Source organism: Labilibaculum sp. DW002 (assembly GCF_029029525.1).
GTDB classification, from domain to species: Bacteria; Bacteroidota; Bacteroidia; order Bacteroidales; family Marinifilaceae; genus Paralabilibaculum; species Paralabilibaculum antarcticum.
In genome coordinates this window covers 1,623,935-1,647,976 of sequence record NZ_JAKJSC010000001.1, presented here as the reverse complement: position 1 = coordinate 1,647,976, position 24,042 = coordinate 1,623,935, and the positions used below count along the sequence as shown (strand labels likewise).

The 24,042-nt window shown below is 37.4% G+C and carries 24 protein-coding genes and 1 riboswitch; of the genes, 23 read left to right on the top strand and 1 reads right to left on the bottom strand.

What is annotated here, in order from left to right:
- The first annotated feature begins 3 nt into the window (after positions 1 to 3).
- The 15 genes from L3049_RS06215 to L3049_RS06145 all read left to right on the top strand — a co-directional run bounded on the left by L3049_RS06215 (position 4) and on the right by L3049_RS06145 (position 14,742).
- Positions 4 to 2,415: a TraG family conjugative transposon ATPase gene (locus L3049_RS06215; protein ID WP_275108940.1), complete on the top strand. Its 2,412-nt coding sequence runs from the start codon at positions 4 to 6 to the stop codon at positions 2,413 to 2,415.
- A 17-nt stretch (positions 2,416 to 2,432) separates the two neighbouring features.
- Positions 2,433 to 3,083: a hypothetical protein gene (locus L3049_RS06210; RefSeq protein WP_275108939.1), complete on the top strand. Its 651-nt coding sequence runs from the start codon at positions 2,433 to 2,435 to the stop codon at positions 3,081 to 3,083.
- A 9-nt stretch (positions 3,084 to 3,092) separates the two neighbouring features.
- On the top strand, positions 3,093 to 3,806 hold the full coding sequence (locus L3049_RS06205) for a hypothetical protein (protein ID WP_275108938.1): 714 nt from the start codon (positions 3,093 to 3,095) through the stop codon (positions 3,804 to 3,806).
- 10 nt (positions 3,807 to 3,816) lie between these two features.
- The gene (locus L3049_RS06200) at positions 3,817 to 4,767 is read left to right on the top strand and encodes a TraJ family protein (protein ID WP_275108937.1); all 951 of its coding nucleotides are present in this window, start codon (positions 3,817 to 3,819) and stop codon (positions 4,765 to 4,767) included.
- Positions 4,768 to 4,777: 10 nt separating this feature from the next.
- Positions 4,778 to 5,404 carry a conjugative transposon protein TraK gene (gene traK / locus L3049_RS06195; protein ID WP_275108936.1) on the top strand — a complete coding sequence of 209 codons (627 nt, stop codon included), beginning with the start codon at positions 4,778 to 4,780 and terminating at the stop codon, positions 5,402 to 5,404.
- Positions 5,405 to 5,418: 14 nt separating this feature from the next.
- Positions 5,419 to 5,754, top strand: a complete 336-nt coding sequence (locus L3049_RS06190; RefSeq protein ID WP_275108935.1) for a hypothetical protein — start codon at positions 5,419 to 5,421, stop codon at positions 5,752 to 5,754.
- Entirely contained in the window at positions 5,729 to 6,895 is a 1,167-nt protein-coding gene (gene traM / locus L3049_RS06185) for a conjugative transposon protein TraM (protein ID WP_275108934.1), read from the top strand. The genes L3049_RS06190 and traM overlap by 26 nt, the downstream gene beginning before the upstream one ends.
- 2 nt (positions 6,896 to 6,897) lie before the next feature.
- Complete coding sequence (locus tag L3049_RS06180; RefSeq protein ID WP_275108933.1) at positions 6,898 to 7,695, top strand: DUF4138 domain-containing protein; 798 nt, start codon at positions 6,898 to 6,900, stop codon at positions 7,693 to 7,695.
- Between the two features lie 20 nt (positions 7,696 to 7,715).
- The gene (locus L3049_RS06175) at positions 7,716 to 9,647 is read left to right on the top strand and encodes a type IV secretory system conjugative DNA transfer family protein (RefSeq protein WP_275108932.1); all 1,932 of its coding nucleotides are present in this window, start codon (positions 7,716 to 7,718) and stop codon (positions 9,645 to 9,647) included.
- 45 nt (positions 9,648 to 9,692) lie between these two features.
- Positions 9,693 to 10,373: a DUF3945 domain-containing protein gene (locus L3049_RS06170; RefSeq protein ID WP_275108931.1), complete on the top strand. Its 681-nt coding sequence runs from the start codon at positions 9,693 to 9,695 to the stop codon at positions 10,371 to 10,373.
- Positions 10,374 to 10,591: 218 nt separating this feature from the next.
- On the top strand, positions 10,592 to 10,969 hold the full coding sequence (locus tag L3049_RS06165) for a plasmid mobilization protein (protein ID WP_275108930.1): 378 nt from the start codon (positions 10,592 to 10,594) through the stop codon (positions 10,967 to 10,969).
- 18 nt (positions 10,970 to 10,987) lie between these two features.
- Positions 10,988 to 11,893: a relaxase/mobilization nuclease domain-containing protein gene (locus tag L3049_RS06160; RefSeq protein ID WP_275108929.1), complete on the top strand. Its 906-nt coding sequence runs from the start codon at positions 10,988 to 10,990 to the stop codon at positions 11,891 to 11,893.
- Between the two features lie 153 nt (positions 11,894 to 12,046).
- Complete coding sequence (locus tag L3049_RS06155; protein ID WP_275108928.1) at positions 12,047 to 12,256, top strand: helix-turn-helix domain-containing protein; 210 nt, start codon at positions 12,047 to 12,049, stop codon at positions 12,254 to 12,256.
- Positions 12,207 to 12,968, top strand: coding sequence for a hypothetical protein (locus L3049_RS06150; protein WP_275108927.1), 762 nt, complete (start codon positions 12,207 to 12,209; stop codon positions 12,966 to 12,968). Before L3049_RS06155 ends, L3049_RS06150 begins: the two co-directional genes overlap by 50 nt.
- A gap of 715 nt (positions 12,969 to 13,683) precedes the next feature.
- A complete protein-coding gene (locus tag L3049_RS06145; RefSeq protein WP_275108926.1) occupies positions 13,684 to 14,742 on the top strand; it encodes a hypothetical protein in 1,059 nt (352 codons plus the stop codon).
- A gap of 165 nt (positions 14,743 to 14,907) precedes the next feature.
- Here the strand turns inward: L3049_RS06145 and L3049_RS06140 are convergent, their stop codons facing one another.
- Positions 14,908 to 15,138, bottom strand: a complete 231-nt coding sequence (locus tag L3049_RS06140; protein ID WP_275108925.1) for a hypothetical protein — start codon at positions 15,136 to 15,138, stop codon at positions 14,908 to 14,910.
- A gap of 257 nt (positions 15,139 to 15,395) precedes the next feature.
- A riboswitch (SAM riboswitch) is annotated at positions 15,396 to 15,499 on the top strand.
- Between the two features lie 586 nt (positions 15,500 to 16,085).
- Here L3049_RS06140 and L3049_RS06135 point away from each other — a divergent pair.
- The 8 genes from L3049_RS06135 (at position 16,086) to cysN (ending at position 23,621) form a co-directional block, all read left to right on the top strand.
- Positions 16,086 to 18,161: a nitrite/sulfite reductase gene (locus L3049_RS06135; RefSeq protein WP_275108924.1), complete on the top strand. Its 2,076-nt coding sequence runs from the start codon at positions 16,086 to 16,088 to the stop codon at positions 18,159 to 18,161.
- Positions 18,162 to 18,170: 9 nt separating this feature from the next.
- The gene (gene cobA / locus L3049_RS06130) at positions 18,171 to 18,983 is read left to right on the top strand and encodes a uroporphyrinogen-III C-methyltransferase (protein ID WP_275108923.1); all 813 of its coding nucleotides are present in this window, start codon (positions 18,171 to 18,173) and stop codon (positions 18,981 to 18,983) included.
- A gap of 69 nt (positions 18,984 to 19,052) precedes the next feature.
- A complete protein-coding gene (locus L3049_RS06125; RefSeq protein ID WP_275108922.1) occupies positions 19,053 to 19,661 on the top strand; it encodes a precorrin-2 dehydrogenase/sirohydrochlorin ferrochelatase family protein in 609 nt (202 codons plus the stop codon).
- Positions 19,648 to 19,848 carry a DUF2061 domain-containing protein gene (locus L3049_RS06120; protein WP_275108921.1) on the top strand — a complete coding sequence of 67 codons (201 nt, stop codon included), beginning with the start codon at positions 19,648 to 19,650 and terminating at the stop codon, positions 19,846 to 19,848. The genes L3049_RS06125 and L3049_RS06120 overlap by 14 nt, the downstream gene beginning before the upstream one ends.
- A 75-nt stretch (positions 19,849 to 19,923) precedes the next feature.
- The gene (locus tag L3049_RS06115) at positions 19,924 to 20,604 is read left to right on the top strand and encodes a phosphoadenylyl-sulfate reductase (protein ID WP_275108920.1); all 681 of its coding nucleotides are present in this window, start codon (positions 19,924 to 19,926) and stop codon (positions 20,602 to 20,604) included.
- Positions 20,605 to 20,625: 21 nt separating this feature from the next.
- Positions 20,626 to 21,234: an adenylyl-sulfate kinase gene (gene cysC / locus L3049_RS06110; protein WP_275108919.1), complete on the top strand. Its 609-nt coding sequence runs from the start codon at positions 20,626 to 20,628 to the stop codon at positions 21,232 to 21,234.
- Between the two features lie 151 nt (positions 21,235 to 21,385).
- Positions 21,386 to 22,291 carry a sulfate adenylyltransferase subunit CysD gene (gene cysD / locus L3049_RS06105; protein WP_275108918.1) on the top strand — a complete coding sequence of 302 codons (906 nt, stop codon included), beginning with the start codon at positions 21,386 to 21,388 and terminating at the stop codon, positions 22,289 to 22,291.
- A gap of 88 nt (positions 22,292 to 22,379) precedes the next feature.
- Complete coding sequence (gene cysN, locus L3049_RS06100; protein ID WP_275108917.1) at positions 22,380 to 23,621, top strand: sulfate adenylyltransferase subunit CysN; 1,242 nt, start codon at positions 22,380 to 22,382, stop codon at positions 23,619 to 23,621.
- Positions 23,622 to 24,042 lie beyond the last annotated feature (421 nt).

Sequence of the window (24,042 nt, the reverse complement as noted above, 5' to 3'; positions counted from 1 at the left end):
ATCATGAATGTAAAATCAATAGAAAAAAGTTTGTCGATACTTGGTTTTCAAGGAGATTTTTTGATTTCCAATAACCTGGATGTAAGCTTTGGTTTAAAGCTGAAGTTGCCAGAACTTCTTTCTTGTAGTCAGGAGAAATTGTATCTGTTGCATGATAGCTTTCAGCGTGTAGTGAACCTACTGCCCGAAGACAGCTTTTTGCACAAACAGGATTTCTTTTTTGTTGAGCAATTTGAAGAAGGAAAAGCAAGTGCTGCTGACAAACAATCCAAACTAGATGAAAGCTATGGAAATCATTTCAAAGGAAGGGAGATGCTCAGACATGAATGCTATCTCTATATCAGCCTACTGAACAAAGGTCTTTTGAAAAATTACCTGAGTTCTTCTCTGATTTTTTCTGCGAAAGTAAAGCAGGCAGAACAGTGTCGGAGTGAAAAAGCGCTAGAGCTCAGATCCAACCTGATGGCCCTGTTTTCTCAATCAGGTATTTCTTGTGAGCCAATCAGCCGAGAGCAGGCCGTGGGAACGGAACAGTCTACTGGGCTCATAGAATCTTATCTGACCCTTAATTTTCAAAAAGAAAACAGCTTGCTGGGCGGTATTGATTTTCGGGATCGGCTACGCGTGATGGATCAGTTTGTGGAAATCTTAAGTCTGAGTGATTATTCTCACATGCCTTCCAGGGTAAAACCTGTGGGTGGACATCCGGGGACCGGCTTGCCTTGTTCTTTTGTTTATCCACTGACTTATCATTTGCCATTTTCCCATATCACCAATCAGTTTATTTACATGCCGGGGCAACAGCAGGTGAAAGCCAATCTGGAGAGCAATTACAAGAAAATTTACAGTTTGTCTCGATTCTCATCTGAGAATAAAATCAATTCAGGATTGATCGAAAATTTTCTGGATACAGTACAGACTTCAGGAGAGAAAATCGTGAAAACGCATTTCAATGTGATGGTAATGGATGAATCCATCAAGAAGCTCAAGCAAAACAAAAGCGAATGCAGTTCTGCTTTTTCACTGATGAACTGTTTTCCCTATCAGCATACTTTTGATTTGCCGCTTCTGTTTTTTTCTTGTGTGCCATTTTCTACTCAATTGCCCGAAACGGAACTTTTCATTACTCAGGTGCCTCAGGCTTGTTGCCTGTGTAATTTTGAAGGAGAAGTGAGAAATTCCAATTCAGAATTTACTCTTCAGTTTTCCAATCGTCAGGAGGGCTGCCCGGTGAAAATAGATCTTTCGGATGAACCCATGGAAAAACACTTGATTCACAATCGAAACAAACTTATTATTGGGGGATCAGGTTCTGGGAAATCATTTTTCACCAACCATCTTTTGAGACAATACGCAGAAAGTGGCAATTGCCATGTGGTGCTTTTGGATGTGGGGCGCAGCTATGAGATGCTGACCCGATACCTCAATGAGAGTTTGAAGGAGCAGGGAGGAGCCATGATGGTGGAATTCACTACGGAAAGTCCCATTTCTTTTAATCCATTTGTATTGGAAGGGGAACTCAGTGTAGAGCGCAAACAGACCATTCTATCGGTCATTTACACCATTTATAAGGAAGAGCTTTCAGACATGGAAAAAGACGTGATTGCTCATTCAGTTACAGATTTTTTGCAAACACCAGGCTTGGAACGATCTTTTAATGGCTATTACAGCTTTTGCAAGGACTACATTCCTGATTTGGTCGAAAAGCAAAGCCTGGAATTCAACACACATGAGTATTTTTTTATTCTCAGTAAATATTTTGAAGGGGGAGAGTATGACTATTTGTTAAATAAACCCATGCAGACGGATGAGTTTTTCAATTGTCCATTTCTGGTATTTGAGTTGGACAATATCAAAGATCATCCAGTGATCTTTCCAGTAGCTACCTTGATCATTATGGACATTTTTCTTCAGAAAATGAGAAGACTTAGTGGGGTAAGAAAGGTAATCTGCATCGAAGAAGCTTGGAAGGCAATTGCCACTCCTCAAATGGCGTCTTATTTGAAATACTTTTTCAAGACCATCCGCAAGTTCTTTGGAGAGGCCATGGTGGTGACTCAGGAGGTAGATGATATCATTTCGTCCCCCATTATTCGAGATGCCATTATCAATAATGCTGATACCAGAATTTTGCTGGACATGAGCAAGTTTAAAAACAAGTTTGGTCAGATCAGCCAGCTCCTGGGTTTGTCAGATTTTCAGAAAGAACAAATTCTCTCCATCAACAAGAACCTGCCGGGCGACCGGAAACTCAAAGAGGTATTCATCGCACTGGGTTCCTATTCCAGAGTCTTTGCTCTTGAGGTTAGTCGTGCGGAATACTTCTGTTACACAACCGAGCAGAAAGAAAAAGAAATAATTCTGGAAAAACTCTCTGGGGAAAATTCCCTGATTGAAATACTAACAAACATGTAATCAAAAAATAAACGAAGATGAAAACAAAATTAATGGTACTGATAGTGATGTTTTTGCTTTTTGGAAGCCTATTTCAACAAGCAATAGCACAAGCAGCTGTCACCGACGTGGGAGCTGGAATTCAAAGGGAAGCCCTTTGGACGAAGGAAAAAGGCATACTCTCGAAAATCAATTGGTACAATGTGCTGATCAAAGCCTTGAACGGAGACATCAAAGGCCTGACTGGTGAGATGCTGGGCATAGACCAGAAGATGCTGGAAAGTCTGGAGAAAGTATCCGCTTTGATCAAGGATTACAAAAGGGTACAGGAAACCCGAAAGATGCTGGATAAAGTCATGAATATTTATACCGATAAATTGCCCCAGCTCATACAGGATGAGAATTTCACCAATGAGCAGGCTGTGGCCATCGTTCAATCTTTTGATCTGATTCTGGACGACAGCAGACAACTGGTGAACACCATCCTAAAAACCATTCTGGAAGACAATCTTCTGATGATGGATGACAAACAGCGCTACGACACCATCAATGGTGTGTATCTAAGTGTAAAACAACATTACGGGACCATCTGTTACCTCTACAACAAGCTACTTTATGCTTCCTATCTGAAAAGCTATGAAAGCAATACGCTGGAAGGTTTTGCTATGTATTATTCTTTGTACAAATAAATTTTAATCATGAATAAAATAAAAAACTACTTGCTGATCATTTTCATTTTGTTGGGATCAGTAATGACAATCAATGGGCAAGCTGTTGCCATCAAAAAATGGAAAGGGAGATACCCTCAAATGAAAAATAAATACCCCATGTCTTTTATTGCTTTTAAAGGATGGTTGCCTCCTGTTCCTCACTTGTTTGTAAAAACGCCATTCACACATTACTACTGGAAGGTGACGTCCGTGCCGGTAACGGATTCTAAGGAGATCACAGGGAAAATAAAAACGGGATTAATGCGATTGGCTGCCAAATTCATGGAACGTTCTCAGTTCAAAGGAAGGTATCAGGAAACAGGCTGGATCAAAATGATGAATGCCTTGCAAAAACAGATCGATCAAAAATTGTATAACAGCCGTTTTGATCAATTGGAAGATCTCTATGGCCTCACCGAATCTTTTATCAGTTTGTATGCAAAACTGGATGGTCTGGAACATTTGGAAAAGGGAGGGGAAGTAAAGAAGTTACTCAAACAGGAAGCCAACCAGATGCTGGAACAATTTCTGATGGTCAACTTTCTGGAATCGGAACAGGGTGAGAAATTACATGCTTTCACAGATCTGAAAATGTCGGTTCACAAATTCAATGGCGAGTTGGATTATACTTATAACAAGTTGAAATTCTTCCATTCATTTACCCCGAAGCAGACAGGTTCCTATGCCTTTTTAACCCATTAAAACCAAGCTCATGATCTTACAAGTACTTACAACAGATGACTTTTTTGCCTTTACAGATACTTTGATTGCCAGCGGAATCTCCCATGCCCGGCTTTTGGTGGATATGGCCAGAGCCATTGGGGGAATCGCGGCCTTCTTTTACATTTCCAAGCGGATTTATGAGGAGCTCATTGCAGACAATCCCATTTCACTTTTGCCACTATTGCGTCCTTTTGCCTTTGTGTTGGTGCTAAGTTTTTGGGGCGTTTTTGTGAATTTGCTAATGGTGCCGACCAAAGGCCTGGCTTCACTTTCAGAAAGCATCTACGCCAATAAAAAACTGGAGGTGGCTCAATTGCTGGAGGAAAAGCAGGATGCCATGCTGGCATCAGATTTACCCATTTTCTATGAAAATGAGGAGAAGGAAGCGGCCCTTTGGGACAAGGGCGTTAATCTGCTGCTGACCACCTACAACATCTTCACCGGAAGGGCCATTCAAAACCAGATCAATTTTTACATCATGGATGCCATCCGTCAGGTGCTGGAATCACTGTTTGAAGCCATTGTCTATTTGATTGCCTTTTTGCGAACAGTTTTTTGTGTCCTGCTGGTGATCTTTGGCCCTCTGGTTTTTGCCCTTTCAATTTTTGATGGATTTCAAGACAACTACCTGCAATGGATTGCCCGTTTTATCAATGTAAATCTCTATCTGCCCATTGCTCTTTTGATTCTCTCATTGGATCAGGAGGTACTGATCTATATGCTGGAATGGGAGATCAATCAGATCAACAGCATGATGATCTATCAGCCTCAAATGTTCTATGTTTCCAGCCTGATTGTTCCGGTTTGTGGAATCATAGGCTTGAGTTTAGTTCCTAAGATTGCCTCCTGGATTGTACAAGCTTCGGGAACAGGTTCCGGAGGAGGAAGAATGGTCAGAACTGCGGCCACCATGGCAATTACCAAAGGGATGTTGAAATAAAATACGCATCATGAAAAAACTATTTGATATCCAAAGAAAATTTAGGTTTACAGTTTATGTACTGCTCATTACCAGTCTTTCTATGATTGGGCTAAGTGTCTATGTGTTTACTATTTCCTTGAATCTGGTGGAGCGGTCCAAACAAAAAATCTATGTGCTGGATAATGGGAAATCTCTTTTGGTAGCGCTTCGGGAAGACATCACCGAGAACAGAAATGCGGAAGCCAGGGATCATGTCAAACGCTTTCATGAGTTGTTTTTCACTTTGGAACCTGACAAACAATACATCGAAAATAATGTCCGGGAAGCACTTCATTTGTCAGATCGTTCCGCCATGGATCAATATCAGTCTTTCAAGGAGAACAATGTCTACAATCAGGTGATCGCCTCAGATATTAGCATGACTGTGCAGACCGATTCCATAGAGCTGGATTTTTCAGCCTATCCTTACCGCTTTCATTTTTTTGGAAAGCAGAAAATTGTGCGCAAGTCCAACATTACGATTCGGAATTTAAGTACTTCCGGAGCTATGCGAAACATCTCCAGAACGGATAACAATCCCCATGGCTTTTTATTGGAGAACTGGAGGATAGAGGACAATAAGGACATTGAAACCATCAGAAGAAAACAATTCTAAAAAAAAACATCATTATGGAAAAGAAGCGATCTCCACAACAAAGCAAAAGTCTTCCAATGCTTTTTGATGCCTGGCTGAGTAGAGCCGATGAGAAGGACAAGGCCTTGGCTCCGAATGTGAGAAAAGGAAAATGGGCACTGATTGTGATTGCATTTCTGCTTCTGTTTGGAAGCTCTTTTATCTGGTTGCCAGTGGCAAAGTTTGTAGGGCATCAGCTTGAATCACCTACTGGAAATGTCAGTGAAACAAACAAGATACAAACTGGTACGTCAACATTTGCGATGCCGGTGGATACATTTGAAAACCAACTTAAACGAAATTTACATGAGAACTTATCTACAAAAAAATAAGGCCTTACTCATACTTCCTATAGTACTGCTTCCCTTTGTGATACTCATTTTCTACATTTTAGGAGGTGGAGAGAAGGCTTTAAAGCAAAATGCTCTTGCGAATAATAAGGCTGAAAAAGAAGGAGCTAATTACTTCCTGCCTGAAGCAGAAAAGAGCATAGAGATCTTTGATAAAATGGAAGCCTATCAACAGCAAGATTTGGCTGTTCAATTGGGAAATGAAAACGCTCAGCAAGAGCATGTTTTAAAGGAAGGAGAACAAGAAGGAAGTGACTCAGTTGTGGGAACAGACAGTCTTTTGGTCCTTTTGCAAAAAAATCAGAAGGAAGATGTTTCTGCTCAACTGCTGGCACACATTCGACAAAAGGAAATACTGGTTAGAAATGATTTGGAAAAGGAAGCTTCTCCATGTCAAAAGAAAATCCAGAAAAGTCCAGTTAAAAAAGCGGTAAGGCCAATACCTCAAGAAAAACAAGGGAGAAGCAAATTGGTAGATTCCGAAACAGGATTGGAAGAATTGGAGGAGGTCTTTGATGAAAATATCAGCCTGAATCAGGAAAATGATTCTTTGAAATTTTATCTGGAGCAAACAAAGAGTCAACTATTTCAGCTGAAAAAGCAAAGATTAAGGAGCTTCACATTGGAAAAGAAAGAGAAGGTGAGTTTCAATGGGAAGATTACTTCCAACTCCATGATTAGAGCTGAAATTTATGAAAGCAGCAAGGTGCTGAATGGGAACAGGATCAAAATGCGTTTACTCGAAGATGCCTGGCTGGACGGACGAAAAGTACTAGAAAATTCATTTTTATACGGGATATGTAAGATCAATAATGAGCGTCTGTACATACGAGTTTCCAATTTTCCTGTTGCAGATTATTTTTTGCCTGTGAACTTGGAAATTCATGATTTGGATGGTTTGCCAGGTTTGTACATCCCCGATAATGTGTCTAGAAGAGTGAGCAAAGAAGTGGGGAGCAGAACCAATGCTTCAAGCCTATGGGGAATGAGTAATGATCCAATAGCTAATATGGGCATTTCAGCAGCTGATCAAACAACACGAAGCCTTCTGAAAAGAGTAAGGCTGAAAAAAGTCAGTATCAAGAAAAATACCCTTGTTTATTTAATCAGTAAAAAGCAATAGAGATGAAAAAATACAATATTACCTTTTTCCTTTTGTTCCCATTAATACTGTTTGCAGAAAATCAGATTAAGGTCTGTGAGAACAAAGTTATTCATCTGATTTCAGAAGAGGAAATTACCTATTTACAGCTAGGTAATCAAGATTTACTTTTGGCTGGAATTGTACCTGAACATCCGAATTTGGTTCGCATCAAAGCTTTGGTCGAATTTGAAGGAGAAAGCTCCATTACTTTAGTTTCAGCTGGGCAGCTCTATACACTAATTCTGACATATGGGACAGACCCGGAAAATGCATATTTACTTCAGGATTTTGAATCCAGAGAAGCAGATTTATACTTGGGTCAGCTAATGAGTAAGGAAGCATTGGATGATAATTGCAGAAGAATTTTAGCCCGCCAAAAACGCAGTGGGAGAAGGCACAAAATGGCAAAAGACGGCATCAGTTTGGAGTTAAGGAACATTTATTTGAGCAATGATGTTTTGTTTTTTGAAGTTGGAATCAAAAACGACACGGACATGGGCTATGATTTGGAGAGCTTTCAATGGTGGATTGCTGATAAAAGACAGTTTCGGGCCAGTAATGCTCAGGAATACCAGTTGCGCCCCCGCTTTCAATATTACTCCCTAGCTTATGTTCCAGCCAAAAGCTCTGTCCGAGAAATTTTTGTTCTGCCCAAGCTGAATGTTCCCGATCAGCGGGTACTGCGAATTGAAATGCTGGAAAAAGCGCTGGGTAACACCGGAAGAAAGCTTAGTCTGGAATTGGAGAACGGAGATATTCTTAAGGCCGAAAATTTATAAGTCAAAAAGGATAGGAAAAGATGAGTGATGAATCCAGAGAATTGGTAAGGTTGCATGAGGGATTTCGATTTTTTTCCTACTTCCTTTTGATCCTGTCTTTGTACTTGAGCCAAATGGCTTTTTTCAAAGCAATAGGGATTTACCAGCTGGAATTGGAAGCTCTGTTCGCCAAATTGATAAATATTGAGTTTTTGAGTTCACCACTTTACTCAAAGACGGTCTGTATGATTTTTTTAATCATTACCTGCATTGGAACCAAAGCCAAAAAGGACAGGGAATTGAAAATTTCCACTCTGATCTTTCAGGTTCTCTTTAGCTTGGTCCTTTACTGGGGAAGCTTACTGCTAGTCAAATGTCAGGCAGGCCTTTATCTTCTGTTTTCCTTTTGGGGCTTTGTGATTCTGAACATTGCCTTTGATAATATCTCTAAACTGATTAATGTGAACCTGATGAAAGATCGTTTCAACAGTGAGAATGAAAGTTTTCCACAACTTCAGAAGCTGCAAGAGAATGAGTATTCGGTCAATCTGCCCACTCAGTTTCAGAACAAAGGAGAAGCGAAGCAGGGGTGGATCAATGTGATCAATCCATTTCGAGGAAGCATGGTAATTGGAACACCTGGCTCTGGAAAATCCTTTTCCGTGGTACTGCCTTTTATCAAACAACACCTGAACAAAGGGTTTTGCATGTGCGTGTATGATTTTAAATTTCCGGATCTGTCCCAAGTGGCCTACAATCATTTTTTGAAGGCAAAAAAGAACAAGAAACTGCCAGCGGCTTCAGCCTTTTACATCATTAATTTTGATGACATCCAAAAATCCTATCGTTGCAATCCTTTGGCACCGGAACTGATGGAATCACCCATTGATGCCTTTGAATCTTCCAGAACGGTTCTTTACAATTTGAACCGGGAGTGGATCCGAAAGCAAGGAGAGTTCTTTTCCGAATCTGCCGTCTCCTTTTTTGCAGCGGTCATCTGGTTTTTGAAGCGCTACCAAAATGGGCAGTATTGCACACTGCCTCATGCCATAGAACTCTTGCAACTGGACTATGATGATCTTTTTGAAGTGCTTTCCCAGGAAAAAGATGTAGTGAACATCATCAACCCTTTTCTGAATGCACACCAAAGAGGAGCCAGTGAACAGCTGGAAGGACAGTTGGGGAGTTTAAAGATTGCCATTTCCAAGATCATCAGTAAGGAGATTTACTGGATTTGTTCAGGAAATGATTTCTCTTTGGATATCAATGATCCCAAACAGCCAAAGGTGATTTGTCTGGCTAACAATCCCCTTCGAATTGAGATGTACGGAGCCGTACTTTCCCTGTACATCACCAGAATGCTCAAGGTGATGAACCGAAAGGGGCAGCGCAAATCTTCTTTGATCTTTGATGAGCTGCCCACCATTTATTTTCGGGGTTTGGATACTCTGATCGCAACGGCCCGAAGCAATCGAATTTCAACCTTGCTGGGCATGCAGACAATTGATCAGTTGATTCGGGACTATGGGAAGGAACAGGCCAATGCCATTTTGACCAATATAGGGAATGTGTTTGCGGGTCAATCGGTTGGCGATACGGCCAAGTTCATTCAGAGCAGAATGGGGAAAATCCTGCAGGAGAGACAGTCCGTTACGATCAACAGAAACACACAATCCACTTCCTTTTCAACACAGATGGATTATCTGGTTCCGGAAGGGAAAATTGCCACCCTGCCGCAAGGAGTGATGGTGGGACAGATCGCCGACAATTTTGGAGAGGAGATCGCCCAAAAGAATTTCAACGCTTTGATTCAGGTGGATCCCCATCAGGTGAAAAGGGAAGAAAAGCGCTATCAGTCCATCCCTGATATTTATCAGTTTGATGATGTGCAGGAAGTGCTTGAAAACAATCGCAGCCGAATCTGCGAGGATATTCAGAAGATTTTGATTGAATGCAAAATCAGCAAGCAATAAGCTTGGCCCATTTATGCAGAATACTAACTAGTAAAATTTGAAATGATGGAACAAACAACAAGAATTACCAAGGAAGAGATCCCTTTTGAAAAGCTGGAGAAAGCCGGGATCAAAAAAGACTTTGTAGATCGAATGGAAAGTCAGGAATTGAAAGATTTTTTAAATGGCTTTCGATCTGCTAAACTATACACGATCAATGCCAAAATTAATGATGAGCAATATCGGATTCCTACTAAAATCAGATTGCAGAAAGAGGAAGATGGCAGCGTGAAAGTAAAGGTGCATCCCATTCAACGCCTGCATATTCCTGATGAATATTTGGGACACAAATTTACCAAGGAAGAAAAAACAGCTCTTTTGGAAGACAAACACTTAGGAAAGACCATTGAGATGACCAATCAGAAGGGAGAAAAGGATAATTATTACCTCTCTTTGGATGCCAAAACCAATGAGCTGATTCCACTTCGTTCTAAGCATATTAATATCCCTGAAAAAATCAAGGGAGCAAGTCTTTCCGAAGAACAAAAACAGCAATTGGCAGCTGGAAAGAAAATCCATCTGGATGGAATGACCGGGAAAAATGGAAAGAAATTTTCAGCATCTCTTCAGGTAGATGCAGCCAATCGCAGCATCAACTTTTCCGGTTTTAAAAAGGAGAAAGAAAAGGAACAGGAGAAGGAGCAGAAGACCGAAAAAAAGAAAGGAATAAAACAGAAAGTAGGATAAGATAATCGTGGTTGAGTTAAGGTGAGGGAAGACATTTCCGCAGGTTGGGAGTTCTTCCCTTTTTGGAAAAAATAAGTTGAATCAAGGACTGGATTTAAAATTTAAAGAGGGGAATGCAAGATGTGTTTTTGTTCCACAAAAACGCTTGTGCCTTCCGGCAGGGACTTTTCATCCCCGAATGAAAAGCTTGATTGTCCAACGGACAAGGAGGAATAGATATGAGACCCAAGACAGAAAAACATGAGAAGCTAGAACATGGAGTTCGGATTCGTTTGACCAAACTAGAAAAGAGACTTCTTCTAAAAAGATGCCAGAAGGAAGGCTATCGAACGATGAGTGATTTTTGCAGGGCAAAGCTTGTGAAGAATAGGGAGATTCGAAAAATTGAAGTGAGTGAAGACTTTGTTCAGATTACTAAAAAGCTGGACTATGAACTCAACAAAATTGGAGTGAACCTCAATCAGGTATCTAAGAATATCAATGCTCAGCAAGTTCATCAATTTGGTCCTTCAGATCGTGAGGTCTTTTTAAAAGTTTTGAAAGAGCTCCGAAATTGTTTTTCCGTTTTGCAAAAGTATATGGATGTCATTGAATAAAAAACAAAAGCTCCCTTCATGGTTATCGTTATCCATCAAACAGCCAATACTGAAAATGCTTTTCTCTATAATGAAAAGAAAGTGGAGCAGAAGGCAGCTAGTTATTTCTATAGCAAGAACACCAAAGCCATTAATCCCTTTTTTTACGACAAAAGTCATCGTTTAAAAGAGCTTACGGACATCGAAAAGCTCAATGCCCGAGTGAAAAACAAATGCCTTCACATCTCTGTAAATCCATCTGTAGAAGATTCCCAGAAATTAAATGATAAGATGATTCTAAAGGAAATTGACAATTTTATGCAACACATGGGCTATGGGGATCAGACTTACTTTATCTACAAGCACAAAGATTTGGAGAGGACGCATTTCCATATTGTATCTACTAGGATTGATAAGCTAACAGGCAAGAAAATAAAAGACAATCATGAGCGGCAGAAGGCTCAGAATTACATTAAAGAATTAGAGTTAAGGCATCAGTTGGATAATCGTAAAAGATGCGAGAAGCCAGTTTTTAAATTTTCTGCCAAAAGCCGAAACATCAAGCAAGGTCTGGAGAGTCTTTTCTATCATATCAACCAGTTGGAAGAAGTAAATTCAAAAGCAATTTATGATGAGACCTTGAAACTTTTCAATGTCGAAATCAGCAGATCAGGGAGAGGTCATGTTGTATTTGTGACCGATGGGAAAGGTAAAGTGATTCGCTACCCGATTCGACTGTCGAAGTTTAAAGAGAAGCCGAATTTTTACCAATTGGAGAAAAAGACATCAATAAAAGAAAGAGTTTCTATAAGTAAAGATGAAAGAATTAGTATTGGATTAAAAAGGGAGTTTGTAAAAGAATTATTGTGGCAGATTCGAATAAAGGGGATGAATGAAAATAATACTAAGCAGTATCGTTTAAAGAGAAAATCCAAAAGAAAATAAAGTTCATGCTACCAAATAAGGACTACCGATTGAATACACCTGATTTGTACAATGTCAATTTATTTTATGTGGTTTTATAAGAGTACACTCTAAAAAGAATACAAACACGAAAAAAACAGAATTCAGGAATAACCAAACTGCAAAAATTTAAAAATGGAATACAGAACAATGAACAGAAAAGAGCTTGCAATGGAATTAGACATTTCCATTTCAACTCTTGGCCGAAGAATGAAAAAATTGAATCCTGTCTTTTTGGAACACATCAAAGGACATTACCTCTTACTTGAAAACGAAGTCAAATACATTCATGAAAATGTGGAATGGAGAACCAAATGGGAAATTGGCATACTTGAAAGAAAATAGAATTATTAAAATAAACCAACAACTAAAAAAGAACCAGAAAATGGAATGTGAAATTTGTGGAAACCCGATTGAAAAGAAAAGACCCGATAGTAGATATTGTTCTACATCTTGTATCAACAAAGCAAAACGAATGCGGGCAAAAGAAAGAGAGCTAGATGAATTTGGTGCTTATCCGCTCATCGATATAGACAGCAGAAAAAATCACCAAATGAATCAGAATGCTTCGGCAGAATTAAGAACCGTAGAACGGGAACATTTTAATACAATCCTAAGCTTAAGTACAGAGTACGGGGATAAGATCAGAACTTTGGAAGATACGAATCTAAAGCATGAATTTACGATTGAAAAGCTAAATGATAAAATAAGCGACCTAAAGGACAAACACACCAGAGATATTGCCGAGGCAAGTACTAGCACAACCAAGGATACTGTAACAGCAATTACTCAAATGCCTGCAATTCAATCGGTATTAGGGGCTTTTGCGAACAATCTGATTCCTAGTAAAACAAATGCTTTAGGCGGTGTAGAAGATCAATTTAATGTACAGGAAAAACAAATTATTGATGCCATTCGAAGAATGCAACCCGATGCACAAGGCTATCTGGTTCAAATGCTCTATGTACTGTTTGCAAAATCTCATGAAGAGCAACTGGAAATATTCAGCACCTTACAAACTTACATGATGCAATCCGAGCAAAGCTCGGATGTGTAATTGCCAGGCAATTTGTATTCGAGCCAAATAATATTTTAGACTTCGGGAAATTGAGACCTGAATCACTAAAATATTAATTGGCTTTTTTCATATCCTCCGAAACGGATAAGCGATCTAGATAAGATCGGGATAGAAACTATTTAAGACCTAGATAAACACCCTTAAAACCCCTTTATTATAGCTCTATTTGTAGCCTTTATTCTCTGCAAAGGCTTATTTTACTAGAGAAATAGAAATTTCCATCAAATTAATTTGTTTTGCTATCAGAAAGATCGTTTAAGTAGGATAAACGATCGAGATAGAAGCGGGATAGGTGATCGATAGGAACAGATAAGATCTGGATAAATACCCCTTAAAAACTCTTTACAAATAGCTCCATTATTACGTTTCACATTCTGTTTATGCCTATTAATCTACAGAGGTAGTTTTTATTACCGAATAAAAACACATCGTTTCTTGATTCAATATTTAGCTTATCCAGTTTTCAAAATAGCGACTTATTTAAAATGTGATTTCCCATGTCGGAAAGTTGACAGGTTTGACAATATGAATCTTAGTTTAGATTTAATACTTTAGTAAAAGTATTAGTGCCGTTTTATTGATGATTTTTAATATTAAAAACATAATAAGTGTACACTCCCGCTCTATATAGGTCTGGAAATAAACTTTTACTATAAATATGAACGCCATTGCGTTTATTTAGAAGTTGTGCTTAATGCCGAAAAACAGAATGCCAGAAATTGAGAACATAAAATATTTTGCGCTTTTAGAGGAATTTGAAACCTCTGACAAGTTGATTAAATTAGGTTTTGGCGAACTTCAAAATATCAATCTCAACAACGATTTTTACTTTCTTCCTTTTCAACTTTTATCGCAAGGATTTGAGAGATTTATGAAAGCCTACATTTGCTTGGGTTACTTCCACAAACACGAAGAACTTCCGAACTTTAGGTATCTTAAAAACTTAGGACACGATTTAGAAAAATTACTAAAGGAAATAATCGACAATTATTACTTCGATTTCGACAGCCCCCAGTTTGATTTAGACAATGAGTTTATCCAAACAAATTCGGATTTAAAAGAACTTCTATTTATACTTTCTGAGTTCGGTAAATTGGCAAGATATCACAATTTCGATTTGATTACTGACAATGCGCAAATTGGAATTAATACAAAAAAACTATGGGAAGAGTTTGAAAACAAGGCTCTTGACTCAAAAGATTATCAAAAGCTGATGGATTTTAATTTAAGTCACGAAGTTTATCAAAAAATATCCACTTACATAATTGTAGTCTTTGAAAAGTATATTTCCGCAATTTCGAGACAGTTTATTTTTAAATGTTTAGGTCAAAAAGGTTTACAATTATCATCATCAACGTTTTTTGATTTTGGAATATTATATGAAAAAGATTTCGGGAAAAAGGATTATCGAAGTCAAACCACAAAATATAAAGAGACACCGAAAAAGGTTCATAAGAGAACAATGCTTGACGAAGTTGAGCGAAAAGTAAATCCTGAATATAAATCAAAGAAAATTTTGAAATCGGAATATAAGGGAGATTGGCCTTTTTATGCTGAAGAAGTAATTATTGAGTGTAGGCGAAGTCATTGGTGTATAGTAATAATTGATGGATTCGACTATGCTTTAAATGGTTCGGCAAAAGGACGCTATAAATTGGAAAATCCTCACGATGCAGGAATGGCAGTTTTAGGAAAAAGCATATCTGATTTTATAAAAATGACTTTGGAATTAAGTAAAGCGGAAAAGCACTAAACACTAAGCATAACGTGTATAAAATATAGCTAATATAGGCTTTTCGAGAGGTTTGTGTATATTTACGAAGTTCGCCAAATTTTTAAATTTGGCTTTTAAGATTGATAAATTAAAAACAAAATATAAAAATTCGGCTCTGTGTTTATCCGAAAAGTTAGCGTCTTTTTATACGCTACGTTTCATACACAAGACCGTACCTGTAAATACAATTTTTGACATAGAAACATAGCCGCGTTTCTTCAACCTTTCCAATGTAATTGTAGTAATAAGAATTGGACTCTGAGCAACCGCCCATCCACCCTTTTGAGTTCTACTCCAAGCATAGACTTGCCCAGCTTCAATTCCCAATCTGATAAGGCTTCGCCTTTTCTTTTCAAAGAAGAGAAGTTTGGTCAAATTTTCAGTTTGCCTGCCATTATCTAAATTCAAAATAAATAAAGATTTTTAGTTTATTTATTTTAATGCATGAAGATCTTGTTTTTTTTTACTTAAAATCGGTGCTAATACAGGGGGGTGCTGCATTGGTGAGCTAGCATGGTTGACTAGAATCCTTAACTATAAGTGGATTTCGATTCATCATTAAATTGTTATGAATTTGGAAAGACGGTGAAAGCACTTTATGTTTGTGTCGTCAAATTCAATTAGAAATAGTTGATTTATACAGAAGAGTGGAGAGACAGGTTCGATGAAACTCTAGCAACCTGACACCAGTTAAGGTGCTAAGTCCTGATCCGATAGCTTATGGAAAATATAAATTAAATTAGAGATAAAAAACACATTCAACACTTTCGATCGCAACACTTTATTTAAACTCTGGGAATTATACCTGAAATCATAAAAAAAGATTTGCATTCCGAAAACATTAACATATTGTTGCTAAAACAACATAAGACACCTTTGAAAAGATGAGAAAAGAAAAATTACATATCGTGAAATCAAAGCAGAACAATTGTTGCTGCTGTATGTACATACCTATCGACAAAGGATGAGCTCATCACGTGTAATTTAAATAATTATATACTAAGCCTTTCTGTGTCATCAGAAAGGCTTTTTTTTATAGTTAGATTTCAAAAAAACATCCGCTAAATAAAAATTAAGATGAAAAGCACAATACAAAACATAGTTAAAAACCGTATAGATTCTTCTAACACAATGATGTGCTGCATTTGCTGTATGTGCTGTTGTATGCGCATTATTTTGACCTATCCGGGATATTATAACTATGATTGTACTATGTTCTAAAATCAAAACATATCACTTATAGTAAAGCCTTCCGGATACTCGGAAGGCTTTTTTTTTGCATAAAATCAAACATCCAAATATTCTTTTAATAAATTAAAAACATGACTATTCTAAATTCGACTAATCCATCCCAATCAGTAAAAAATGATATAAAAGAACTGGAATCAAAAATCCAATTATTTAAAAACGGCAGTATTGACCAAGAGAGCTTCAAAGGATTTCACTCCATAAGAGGTATTCATGGTCAGCGTCAAAAAGGAGTACAGATGGTTCGAATTAAGATTCCTTATGGAAGAATAACCGGACAACAGCTGACTAAAATCGCTGAACTTGTAGACCAATTCGCTAATGGCATGTTACATATCACCACAAGACAGGATATTCAGATTTATTCAGTAAAAATTAAAGATACTCCAGCTATTTGGAGTGAACTTGATAAAGTTGGATTAACAATTAGAGAAGCCTGTGGTCATACTGTTCGAAACATAACAGCCTCCCCTTTTTCCGGAATTGATCCAAAAGAAACATTCGACGTTTCACCCTATGCTCAGGCGCTTTACGAATACATATTGTGGAATCCTTTTGGGCAAAAACTGGGAAGAAAATTAAAATTCTCTTTTTCATCAAATGAAGAAGACGAGGGACTGAGTTTTATTCATGACCTTGGGTTTATTCCGAAAATTAAGATTATTTCAGGAGAAGAAAAAAGAGGTTTCAAGGTCATGATTGGTGGCGGGCTGGGAGTCTCTCCAAAACTAGCCGATGTTGCGACAGAATTTATTCCAGAAGACGAACTGATACCCTTCACTGAAGCTGTTATTCGTGTATTCGACAGATATGGAGAAAGAAACAACAGAGCAAAATCGAGATTGAAATTTCTAATTAAAGAGCTTGGTCTTTCGCTTGTAATTCAATTAATAAATGAGGAAAAAATAGCCGTTAAACATGAGAAATTCGTTATTAGCAGAGAATCTTACAATCAAATTGTTCCCAATTTAAAAGCGGGCAATACAAAAGATATCGAAATTTTAAATGAAGACAAATATTTATTGTGGTTACAAACGAATGTATCGAAACAAAAGCAGGAAGGATTTAATGCCATTCAAATTAAGCTAACGATAGGAAACATCGATAGCGATACAGCTAGAAAATTAGCCGGTATTGTAAAGCTATACGCGGCTGATGATATCAGACTAAGCATTACTCAGGGACTTATTCTGAAGTTTGTAACTAATGAGAATTTAAAAGGAATTTTCAATTTGCTAAACGAGATTGGATTGGCTGAGCCTGGAGCCGATAGCACTGCAGATGTGACATCATGTCCGGGTACAGACACTTGTGTCAGAGCCATAACAAACACAAGCAAATTATCTGCAGAAATTGAAAGAGTGATTATTGATGAATTTCCTGAGCTTATCGGAGATAAGAATTTAAGGATTAAACTAAGCGGATGTCCAAACTCTTGTGGGCAACAGTCAATAGCATCAATTGGTTTTCACGGAACAATATTTTCTGTTGATGGTAGACAAGCTCCGGGAAGCCAAATAATGTTAGGCGGAGGTATAACAGGTGACGGCAATGGTGTCTTTAGTGAAAAAGTAATTAAAATACCTGCCAAGAGGGTACCTGATGCACTTAGGATAATACTTTCAGATTTCACTAAGAATAATTTGGACGATAAAACATTTAATGAATACTATAACGAAAAAACTAAGACGTTTTATTTTGACCTTCTTACTCCCTTAACAAATAAAACAAATCTTATTGAAAGTGATTTTTATGACTGGGGAAACGATAAAAAGTTTGAAACTAATAAGATTGCAACTGCCCCAGTAGTTGATATCAATTGGGCAGAAAGATTTACGAATGAGGCAAAAAATAGATTTGAAGAGTCTGATATTGCTTACGAAAACGAAGAATACGCAGATGCAATATTTCATAATTATGCCGCTCTTATTTCAATCGCAAAATCGATTCTTATAAAAAACAAGATTGCTGTAAACACGGAGATTGAAGTAATAAATGACTTTGATAATTTAATTACAAGTAAAAAGATAACAAGCAAGGAAAATAGCTTTAAAGACACAATTCTTCTAATTAATAAACAAAGACCAGCCAAAGCGTTTGCAGACAAGTATATAAGCAAAACAAGAAAATTTATTGAAATCGACTTTTAAGATAAAGACATGGAAGCCAAAACAAATAAATATGACAAACCGGTTCTGACATTAGTAGGTGCAGGACCGGGAGATCCTGAACTAATAAGTATAAAAGGAGCAAATGCACTTAAAAGAGCTAAAGTAGTCCTTTACGACGCTTTGGTTAATCCTGAAATTCTGGAATATGCACCGAAAAACAGCCTGAAAGTATATGTAGGTAAGCGAGCCAATAATCATAGTCACACTCAGGATGAGATAAACAAATTAATTGTTGACTACTCATATAAATATGGCAATGTAGTCCGATTAAAAGGAGGAGATCCTTTTATTTTTGGTCGTGGCAAAGAAGAGGCTGAATATGCTGAGTTGCATGGAATAAAGGTCGCCGTAATCCCAGGCCTTTCATCAGCAACAACACTACCTGCACTTAAGGGCATTTCTTTAACCAGCAGGGGAATCAGCGAAAGCTTCTGGGTTTTAAGCGGGACAACACAAAATAATCAACTGGCTAGTGATATTAAACTGGCAGCAAAATCATCTGCAACTATAGTTATACTAATGGGAAGAAATAAACTTTCCGAGATCGTTGAAATTTTTAAGAATAATAACAAATCAGGAGTTCCGGTTGCTGTAATACAAAACGGTTCGTTAGCAAATGAGAAAACGGCCATTTCTACAATAGAAAATATTGAAAAGCTTGTAGAACAAAAGAATGTGGGAACGCCAAGTATTATAATTATTGGAGAGGTTGTAAGGCAACATACCGAATACGTGTGTGAATATCTGCATAGCAATTTACTTCAGAACCAAATTAAAGAAAATGAAACGAGCCATGTCTAGTGCTTTCGACACACAGGGAGATACTTATTGGCGACTTTCATATGGCCTTAACTAGAAAATTATAAACATATGAAAATGACGGATAAAATAAATATAAATCCCCTGTTGCCCATATTTATAAACCCGCTAAAGGTTAAATATTTAATTATTGGTGGGGGAAAAGCAGGAACAGAAAAATTATTTTTTTTATTAAAAAACAGTCCTGACGCAAATATTACGATTGTCTCTCTTGAGGTTTCACTTAAGATTTATGAACTGTCAAATAAACATTCAAATGTTAAAATTCAAAATAAGAAATTTGATCGTTCAGACCTCATTGATAAAGATATTGTGATAATTGCGACAAACCATTCAGACTTAAACCGCGAAATCAGACTTGAAGCTAAACAAATGCGACTATTGGTAAATGTTGTCGACAAGCCGTTGTTATCCGATTTTTATTTCGGATCTGTTGTTACCAAAGGAAATCTAAAGGTAGGTATCTCCACAAATGGGAAATCGCCAACATTCTCAAAAAGATTCAGAGAAATTCTTGAAAGCATTTTACCCGATGAAGTGGAGAGTGTTCTTGATAATCTCAATAAGCTTAGAAACAGTCTAAAATCGGATTTCACTGTAAAAGTGAGAGAATTAAATAAAATAACTTCAAATCTTATCATAGACAATGAAAGAATCTAAACAAAGAAGTATAATAAAGGGGCTTTCGTATCGCTTTATGGCAACATTCGCAACCATGAGTGTTACCTACGCGTTCACTTCAGATATCAGTTCAGCCTTTCATATTGGTCTTGCCGATTTTGTTGTGAAGCTTATTCTTTATTTCACAAATGAAAGAATATGGGCACGCGTTCGCTGGGGGTATTAAGCTACCAAAGGATATAGTCAAATGCAAAAACGGCTTTTAAAATCATAAACAATATTATAACTAATCCCAGAACAAATGAAAGCTAATATTAAAGAATTAAATGCAAAATATTCCCCACTGACGCCTGATGAAAGGATTCATGAGTTATATAAAGATTTTAGTCCCAATGAAATAATGATTACATCATCGTTTGGAACGTCTTCAATTCTGCTCTTGCATATTATTAATAGTATTAACCCACAACAAAAAGTTCATTTTCTGGATACTTCGTTTCACTTTCCTGAAACATTGAAGTACAAAGAGACATTAAAACAGCTATATAAGCTTGATGTTGTTGATATAAAACCTGATGAATATCAGATTAGTTTTACCAAAAAGGAGAAAGTATGGAAAAGTGATCCCGACCTGTGTTGTGCTGTAAATAAAGTTGGTCCACTTGCCTCTGTAAAATCGGGATATAAAATCTGGATTTCAGGACTTATGCAGAATCAAAATAATGTAAGAGAAGACTTTGGAATTTTTCAGGAGGCTGACGGAATAATAAAATTTCATCCTTTAATAGACCTGACAGAGGAAGAAAAGAATAAGATAATTAAAGAAAACAATCTTCCTGAACATCCCCTTTTTGCCAGTGGTTATGAATCTGTTGGCTGTACACACTGTACAATAAAAGGGAAAGGACGTTCAGGCAGATGGTCAGGAAAATTAAAAACAGAATGCGGTTTACATTCTAAACCATCAAAACCAAAAGAGTAAATCACAAAATTGGAGGTAATCGTGAAAAAAGCAACAAATATATTCCCCATATTCGAAAAAACGGTCCCTCGTACTTACAAGGAATCTGTTCTGAATCAGAGGGCAAAAGCAATCTGGTTTACCGGACTATCGGGGTCAGGAAAATCGACAATTGCCATTGAACTGGAAAAAGAACTTTTCAAACTTGGCTATTTTGCCAACATTCTTGATGGTGACAATATAAGAAGCGGTATTAACCAAAATCTCGGTTTCTCCGAGAACGACAGACTTGAAAACATTATACGTATCTCTGAAATTTCAAAATTATTTGTTGAATCAGGTATTATTACAATAAACTGTTTTGTCAGTCCAACTGAGGATGTTCGGGATCTTGCCAAAAATATCATAGGCGATGATTTTATAGAAGTATTTATCGACACGCCACTACATATTTGCGAACAGCGCGATATAAAAGGATTATACAAAAGGGCCCGAAATGGAGATGTTAAAAACTTTCCAGGCATCAACTCTCCTTTTATCAGCCCGAAGAATCCTGACATCGTGATAAAAACTGAAGACAGGAGTGTCAAAGAATTGGCAGAAGAAATACTTGAACATATCATAGATAAAATAATCGAAAAAAGATGTTGAACCCCTTGATAATTAGCTGAGTTTTAAGATCGAATACTGCTGTTCTGAAATTTCAATTTATATTAAAACGATACAAGATTTACAGAATAAGAAGCTGAATCGTTTTTGAATTGATCCCCTTATTATTTAACAAACTAAAAAAGAATACAACATGAAAAAATATAAGCTATCCAATTTACAGGAATTAGAATCCGAAGCCATATATGTCATCCGGGAGGTGGCCTCTCAATTCGAAAACCCAGCCCTTCTTTTCTCAGGAGGAAAAGATTCTATTGTCATAGCACATCTTACACGAAAGGCTTTTTGGCCAGCGAAGATCCCTTTTACATTGGCACATATTGATACAGGCCACAACTTTGAAGAGACCATTAGCTTTAGAGATAATTATATTAAAGATATTGGAGCCCGACTAGTTGTAGGTTCAGTTCAGGAGTCAATAAATTTAGGACATGCTGTTGAGGAGAAGGGATTTAATGCCAGCCGGAATGCGCTTCAAACGGTTACTTTGCTTGACACGATCGACAAATATAAATTTGATGCCTGTATCGGTGGTGCTCGTCGTGACGAAGAGAAAGCAAGGGCAAAAGAACGTTTCTTCTCACATAGAGATGAATTTGGCCAATGGGATCCAAAAAATCAGCGTCCAGAGTTATGGAATATTTTTAATGGCAAAAAAAACATAGGCGAAACGTTTAGAGTATTCCCTATAAGCAACTGGACAGAAGCCGACATATGGCAATATATCCAACAGGAGCAAATTAATTTGCCATCGCTGTACTTTGCCCATGAGCGGGAGATTTTCGAAAGAAACGGCATATTACTGGCAAAAAGCGAATATAACTTAACCAGAGATACCGAACCAATTACAACAAAGAAAATACGTTTCAGAACCATAGGAGATATCACCTGTACCGGAGCTTTTCTATCTGATGCCGAAAGCATTGATGATATAATCAAGGAGGTTGAAGTTTCGAGAGTGACCGAACGAAAAACACGTAGCGATGATAAACGATCAGAAGGAGCCATGGAAGACAGAAAAAAACTGGGTTACTTTTAATCGATATCAAAAGCCCTTTATTGTTATTTTCAATAAAGATGATTTCAAGACATATTGTTTAACAGAAAAATTAAAAAACACGAAATAGATGGAATTATTAAGATTCACAACAGCTGGAAGCGTTGATGACGGAAAAAGCACACTTATAGGACGTTTGCTCTACGACACGAAATCAATTTTTGAGGACCAATACGAGGAGATAGAGAATTCATCTAAACGGCGGGGAGAAGAAAATGTCAATTTAGCACTTTTGACTGATGGTTTAAGGGCTGAAAGAGAACAGGGCATCACAATTGATGTTGCATACCGATATTTTGCAACGCCAAAACGCAAGTTTATTATTGCAGACACACCCGGACATATTCAATACACCAGAAACATGGTTACCGGAGCTTCAACAGCTAACCTTGCCATTATTCTGGTAGATGCACGAAAGGGTGTTTCCGAACAAACCAAAAGACACTCCTTTATCGCCTCTTTATTGCAGATACCTCATGTCGTATTTGCGATTAATAAAATGGATCTAATAGATTATGATGAAGAAAAATTTGAACAGATAAAGGAGGACATCACCAATTTCGCATCAAAACTTGAGGTTAAGGATATTCACTTTATTCCAATAAGTGCTTTAAATGGCGATAACGTCGTAAATCAGTCAGAAAAAATGCCTTGGTACAAAGGTTCAACCCTGCTATACCTTTTGGAGAATTTACACTTAAGTAGCGACCATAACCACACCGATGCCAGATTCCCTGTTCAAAATGTAATACGCCCTCAAAGTGAAAAGTATCATGACTATAGAAGCTTCGCGGGGCGAATAGCAGGCGGGGTATTCAGAAAAGGAGAAGAAGTGATTGTCTATCCTTCAGGATTTACTTCCAGGATTAAAGCGATTGATACCTTTAATGGCGAAATAGATGAGGCTTATGCCCCGATGTCCGTATCATTTCAACTCGAAGATGAAATTGATATCAGCAGAGGTGACCTTATTGCTAAACCGAATAATAGCCCTACAGCAAGTCAGGATATCGATTTAATGGTGTCGTGGTTAGGTGACACACCCCTGAATCCTTCGGCAAAATATTTAGTAAAACATACAACTAGTGATGTCAGGGCAATAGTCAAGGAAATAAAATATAAAATAGATATCAGCACGCTGGATAAAAATTTTGAAGATAAATCGATTGGCACAAACGATATTGCAAGAATCAGGATAAGAACAACTAAACCCCTGTTTTTCGATAAATACAGCCGAAATAGAATATCAGGGAGTCTTATAATAATTGATGAAGCGACTAATGTCACCGTTGGAGCTGGTATGATAATCTAAGAAGGAATTTTAAAGTTTTAATTTCAGTATACGTCAGAAAATAAATGATTTAAGATCAATTGATTCCTTTTCCGTTTTTCTCGGATGAAAACCGCGACAGGATGAAAAGAGACGTAAGCAATTGAAAAGCTGTTAAGATATTGTGAAATTATTGATACCAGAAAAGAACAGTCTCGTTCTTTTCTGGTATTAGTTTCAATGGTTTGTTAAGTTTTTATTTAACGTTGATTAGCAGCAGGTTAAGGCTATCACATCTCTAACTCTAAATAACTAACAATAAGCGATTTGTGAATCAGACTAACTGCTAATTACTAGAATCTAACGGACTATTGAGTTTAGAATAAGTATAAAATCAATAAGCAAGTAAGGAAATTGTCCGCATTAAAAAAATGAAGATGGACTTATTCCCTGTATGGGTTCA

Bases quoted from the DNA above. Each gene is read 5' to 3' on its own strand.
- L3049_RS06215 (WP_275108940.1), top strand. From the start codon at position 4: ATGAATGTAAAATCAATAGAAAAAAGTTTGTCGATACTTGGTTTTCAA.
- L3049_RS06210 (WP_275108939.1), top strand. From the start codon at position 2,433: ATGAAAACAAAATTAATGGTACTGATAGTGATGTTTTTGCTTTTTGGA.
- L3049_RS06205 (WP_275108938.1), top strand. From the start codon at position 3,093: ATGAATAAAATAAAAAACTACTTGCTGATCATTTTCATTTTGTTGGGA.
- L3049_RS06200 (WP_275108937.1), top strand. From the start codon at position 3,817: ATGATCTTACAAGTACTTACAACAGATGACTTTTTTGCCTTTACAGAT.
- traK (WP_275108936.1), top strand. From the start codon at position 4,778: ATGAAAAAACTATTTGATATCCAAAGAAAATTTAGGTTTACAGTTTAT.
- L3049_RS06190 (WP_275108935.1), top strand. From the start codon at position 5,419: ATGGAAAAGAAGCGATCTCCACAACAAAGCAAAAGTCTTCCAATGCTT.
- traM (WP_275108934.1), top strand. From the start codon at position 5,729: ATGAGAACTTATCTACAAAAAAATAAGGCCTTACTCATACTTCCTATA.
- L3049_RS06180 (WP_275108933.1), top strand. From the start codon at position 6,898: ATGAAAAAATACAATATTACCTTTTTCCTTTTGTTCCCATTAATACTG.
- L3049_RS06175 (WP_275108932.1), top strand. From the start codon at position 7,716: ATGAGTGATGAATCCAGAGAATTGGTAAGGTTGCATGAGGGATTTCGA.
- L3049_RS06170 (WP_275108931.1), top strand. From the start codon at position 9,693: ATGGAACAAACAACAAGAATTACCAAGGAAGAGATCCCTTTTGAAAAG.
- L3049_RS06165 (WP_275108930.1), top strand. From the start codon at position 10,592: ATGAGACCCAAGACAGAAAAACATGAGAAGCTAGAACATGGAGTTCGG.
- L3049_RS06160 (WP_275108929.1), top strand. From the start codon at position 10,988: ATGGTTATCGTTATCCATCAAACAGCCAATACTGAAAATGCTTTTCTC.
- L3049_RS06155 (WP_275108928.1), top strand. From the start codon at position 12,047: ATGGAATACAGAACAATGAACAGAAAAGAGCTTGCAATGGAATTAGAC.
- L3049_RS06150 (WP_275108927.1), top strand. From the start codon at position 12,207: ATGTGGAATGGAGAACCAAATGGGAAATTGGCATACTTGAAAGAAAAT.
- L3049_RS06145 (WP_275108926.1), top strand. From the start codon at position 13,684: ATGCCGAAAAACAGAATGCCAGAAATTGAGAACATAAAATATTTTGCG.
- L3049_RS06135 (WP_275108924.1), top strand. From the start codon at position 16,086: ATGACTATTCTAAATTCGACTAATCCATCCCAATCAGTAAAAAATGAT.
- cobA (WP_275108923.1), top strand. From the start codon at position 18,171: ATGGAAGCCAAAACAAATAAATATGACAAACCGGTTCTGACATTAGTA.
- L3049_RS06125 (WP_275108922.1), top strand. From the start codon at position 19,053: ATGAAAATGACGGATAAAATAAATATAAATCCCCTGTTGCCCATATTT.
- L3049_RS06120 (WP_275108921.1), top strand. From the start codon at position 19,648: ATGAAAGAATCTAAACAAAGAAGTATAATAAAGGGGCTTTCGTATCGC.
- L3049_RS06115 (WP_275108920.1), top strand. From the start codon at position 19,924: ATGAAAGCTAATATTAAAGAATTAAATGCAAAATATTCCCCACTGACG.
- cysD (WP_275108918.1), top strand. From the start codon at position 21,386: ATGAAAAAATATAAGCTATCCAATTTACAGGAATTAGAATCCGAAGCC.
- cysN (WP_275108917.1), top strand. From the start codon at position 22,380: ATGGAATTATTAAGATTCACAACAGCTGGAAGCGTTGATGACGGAAAA.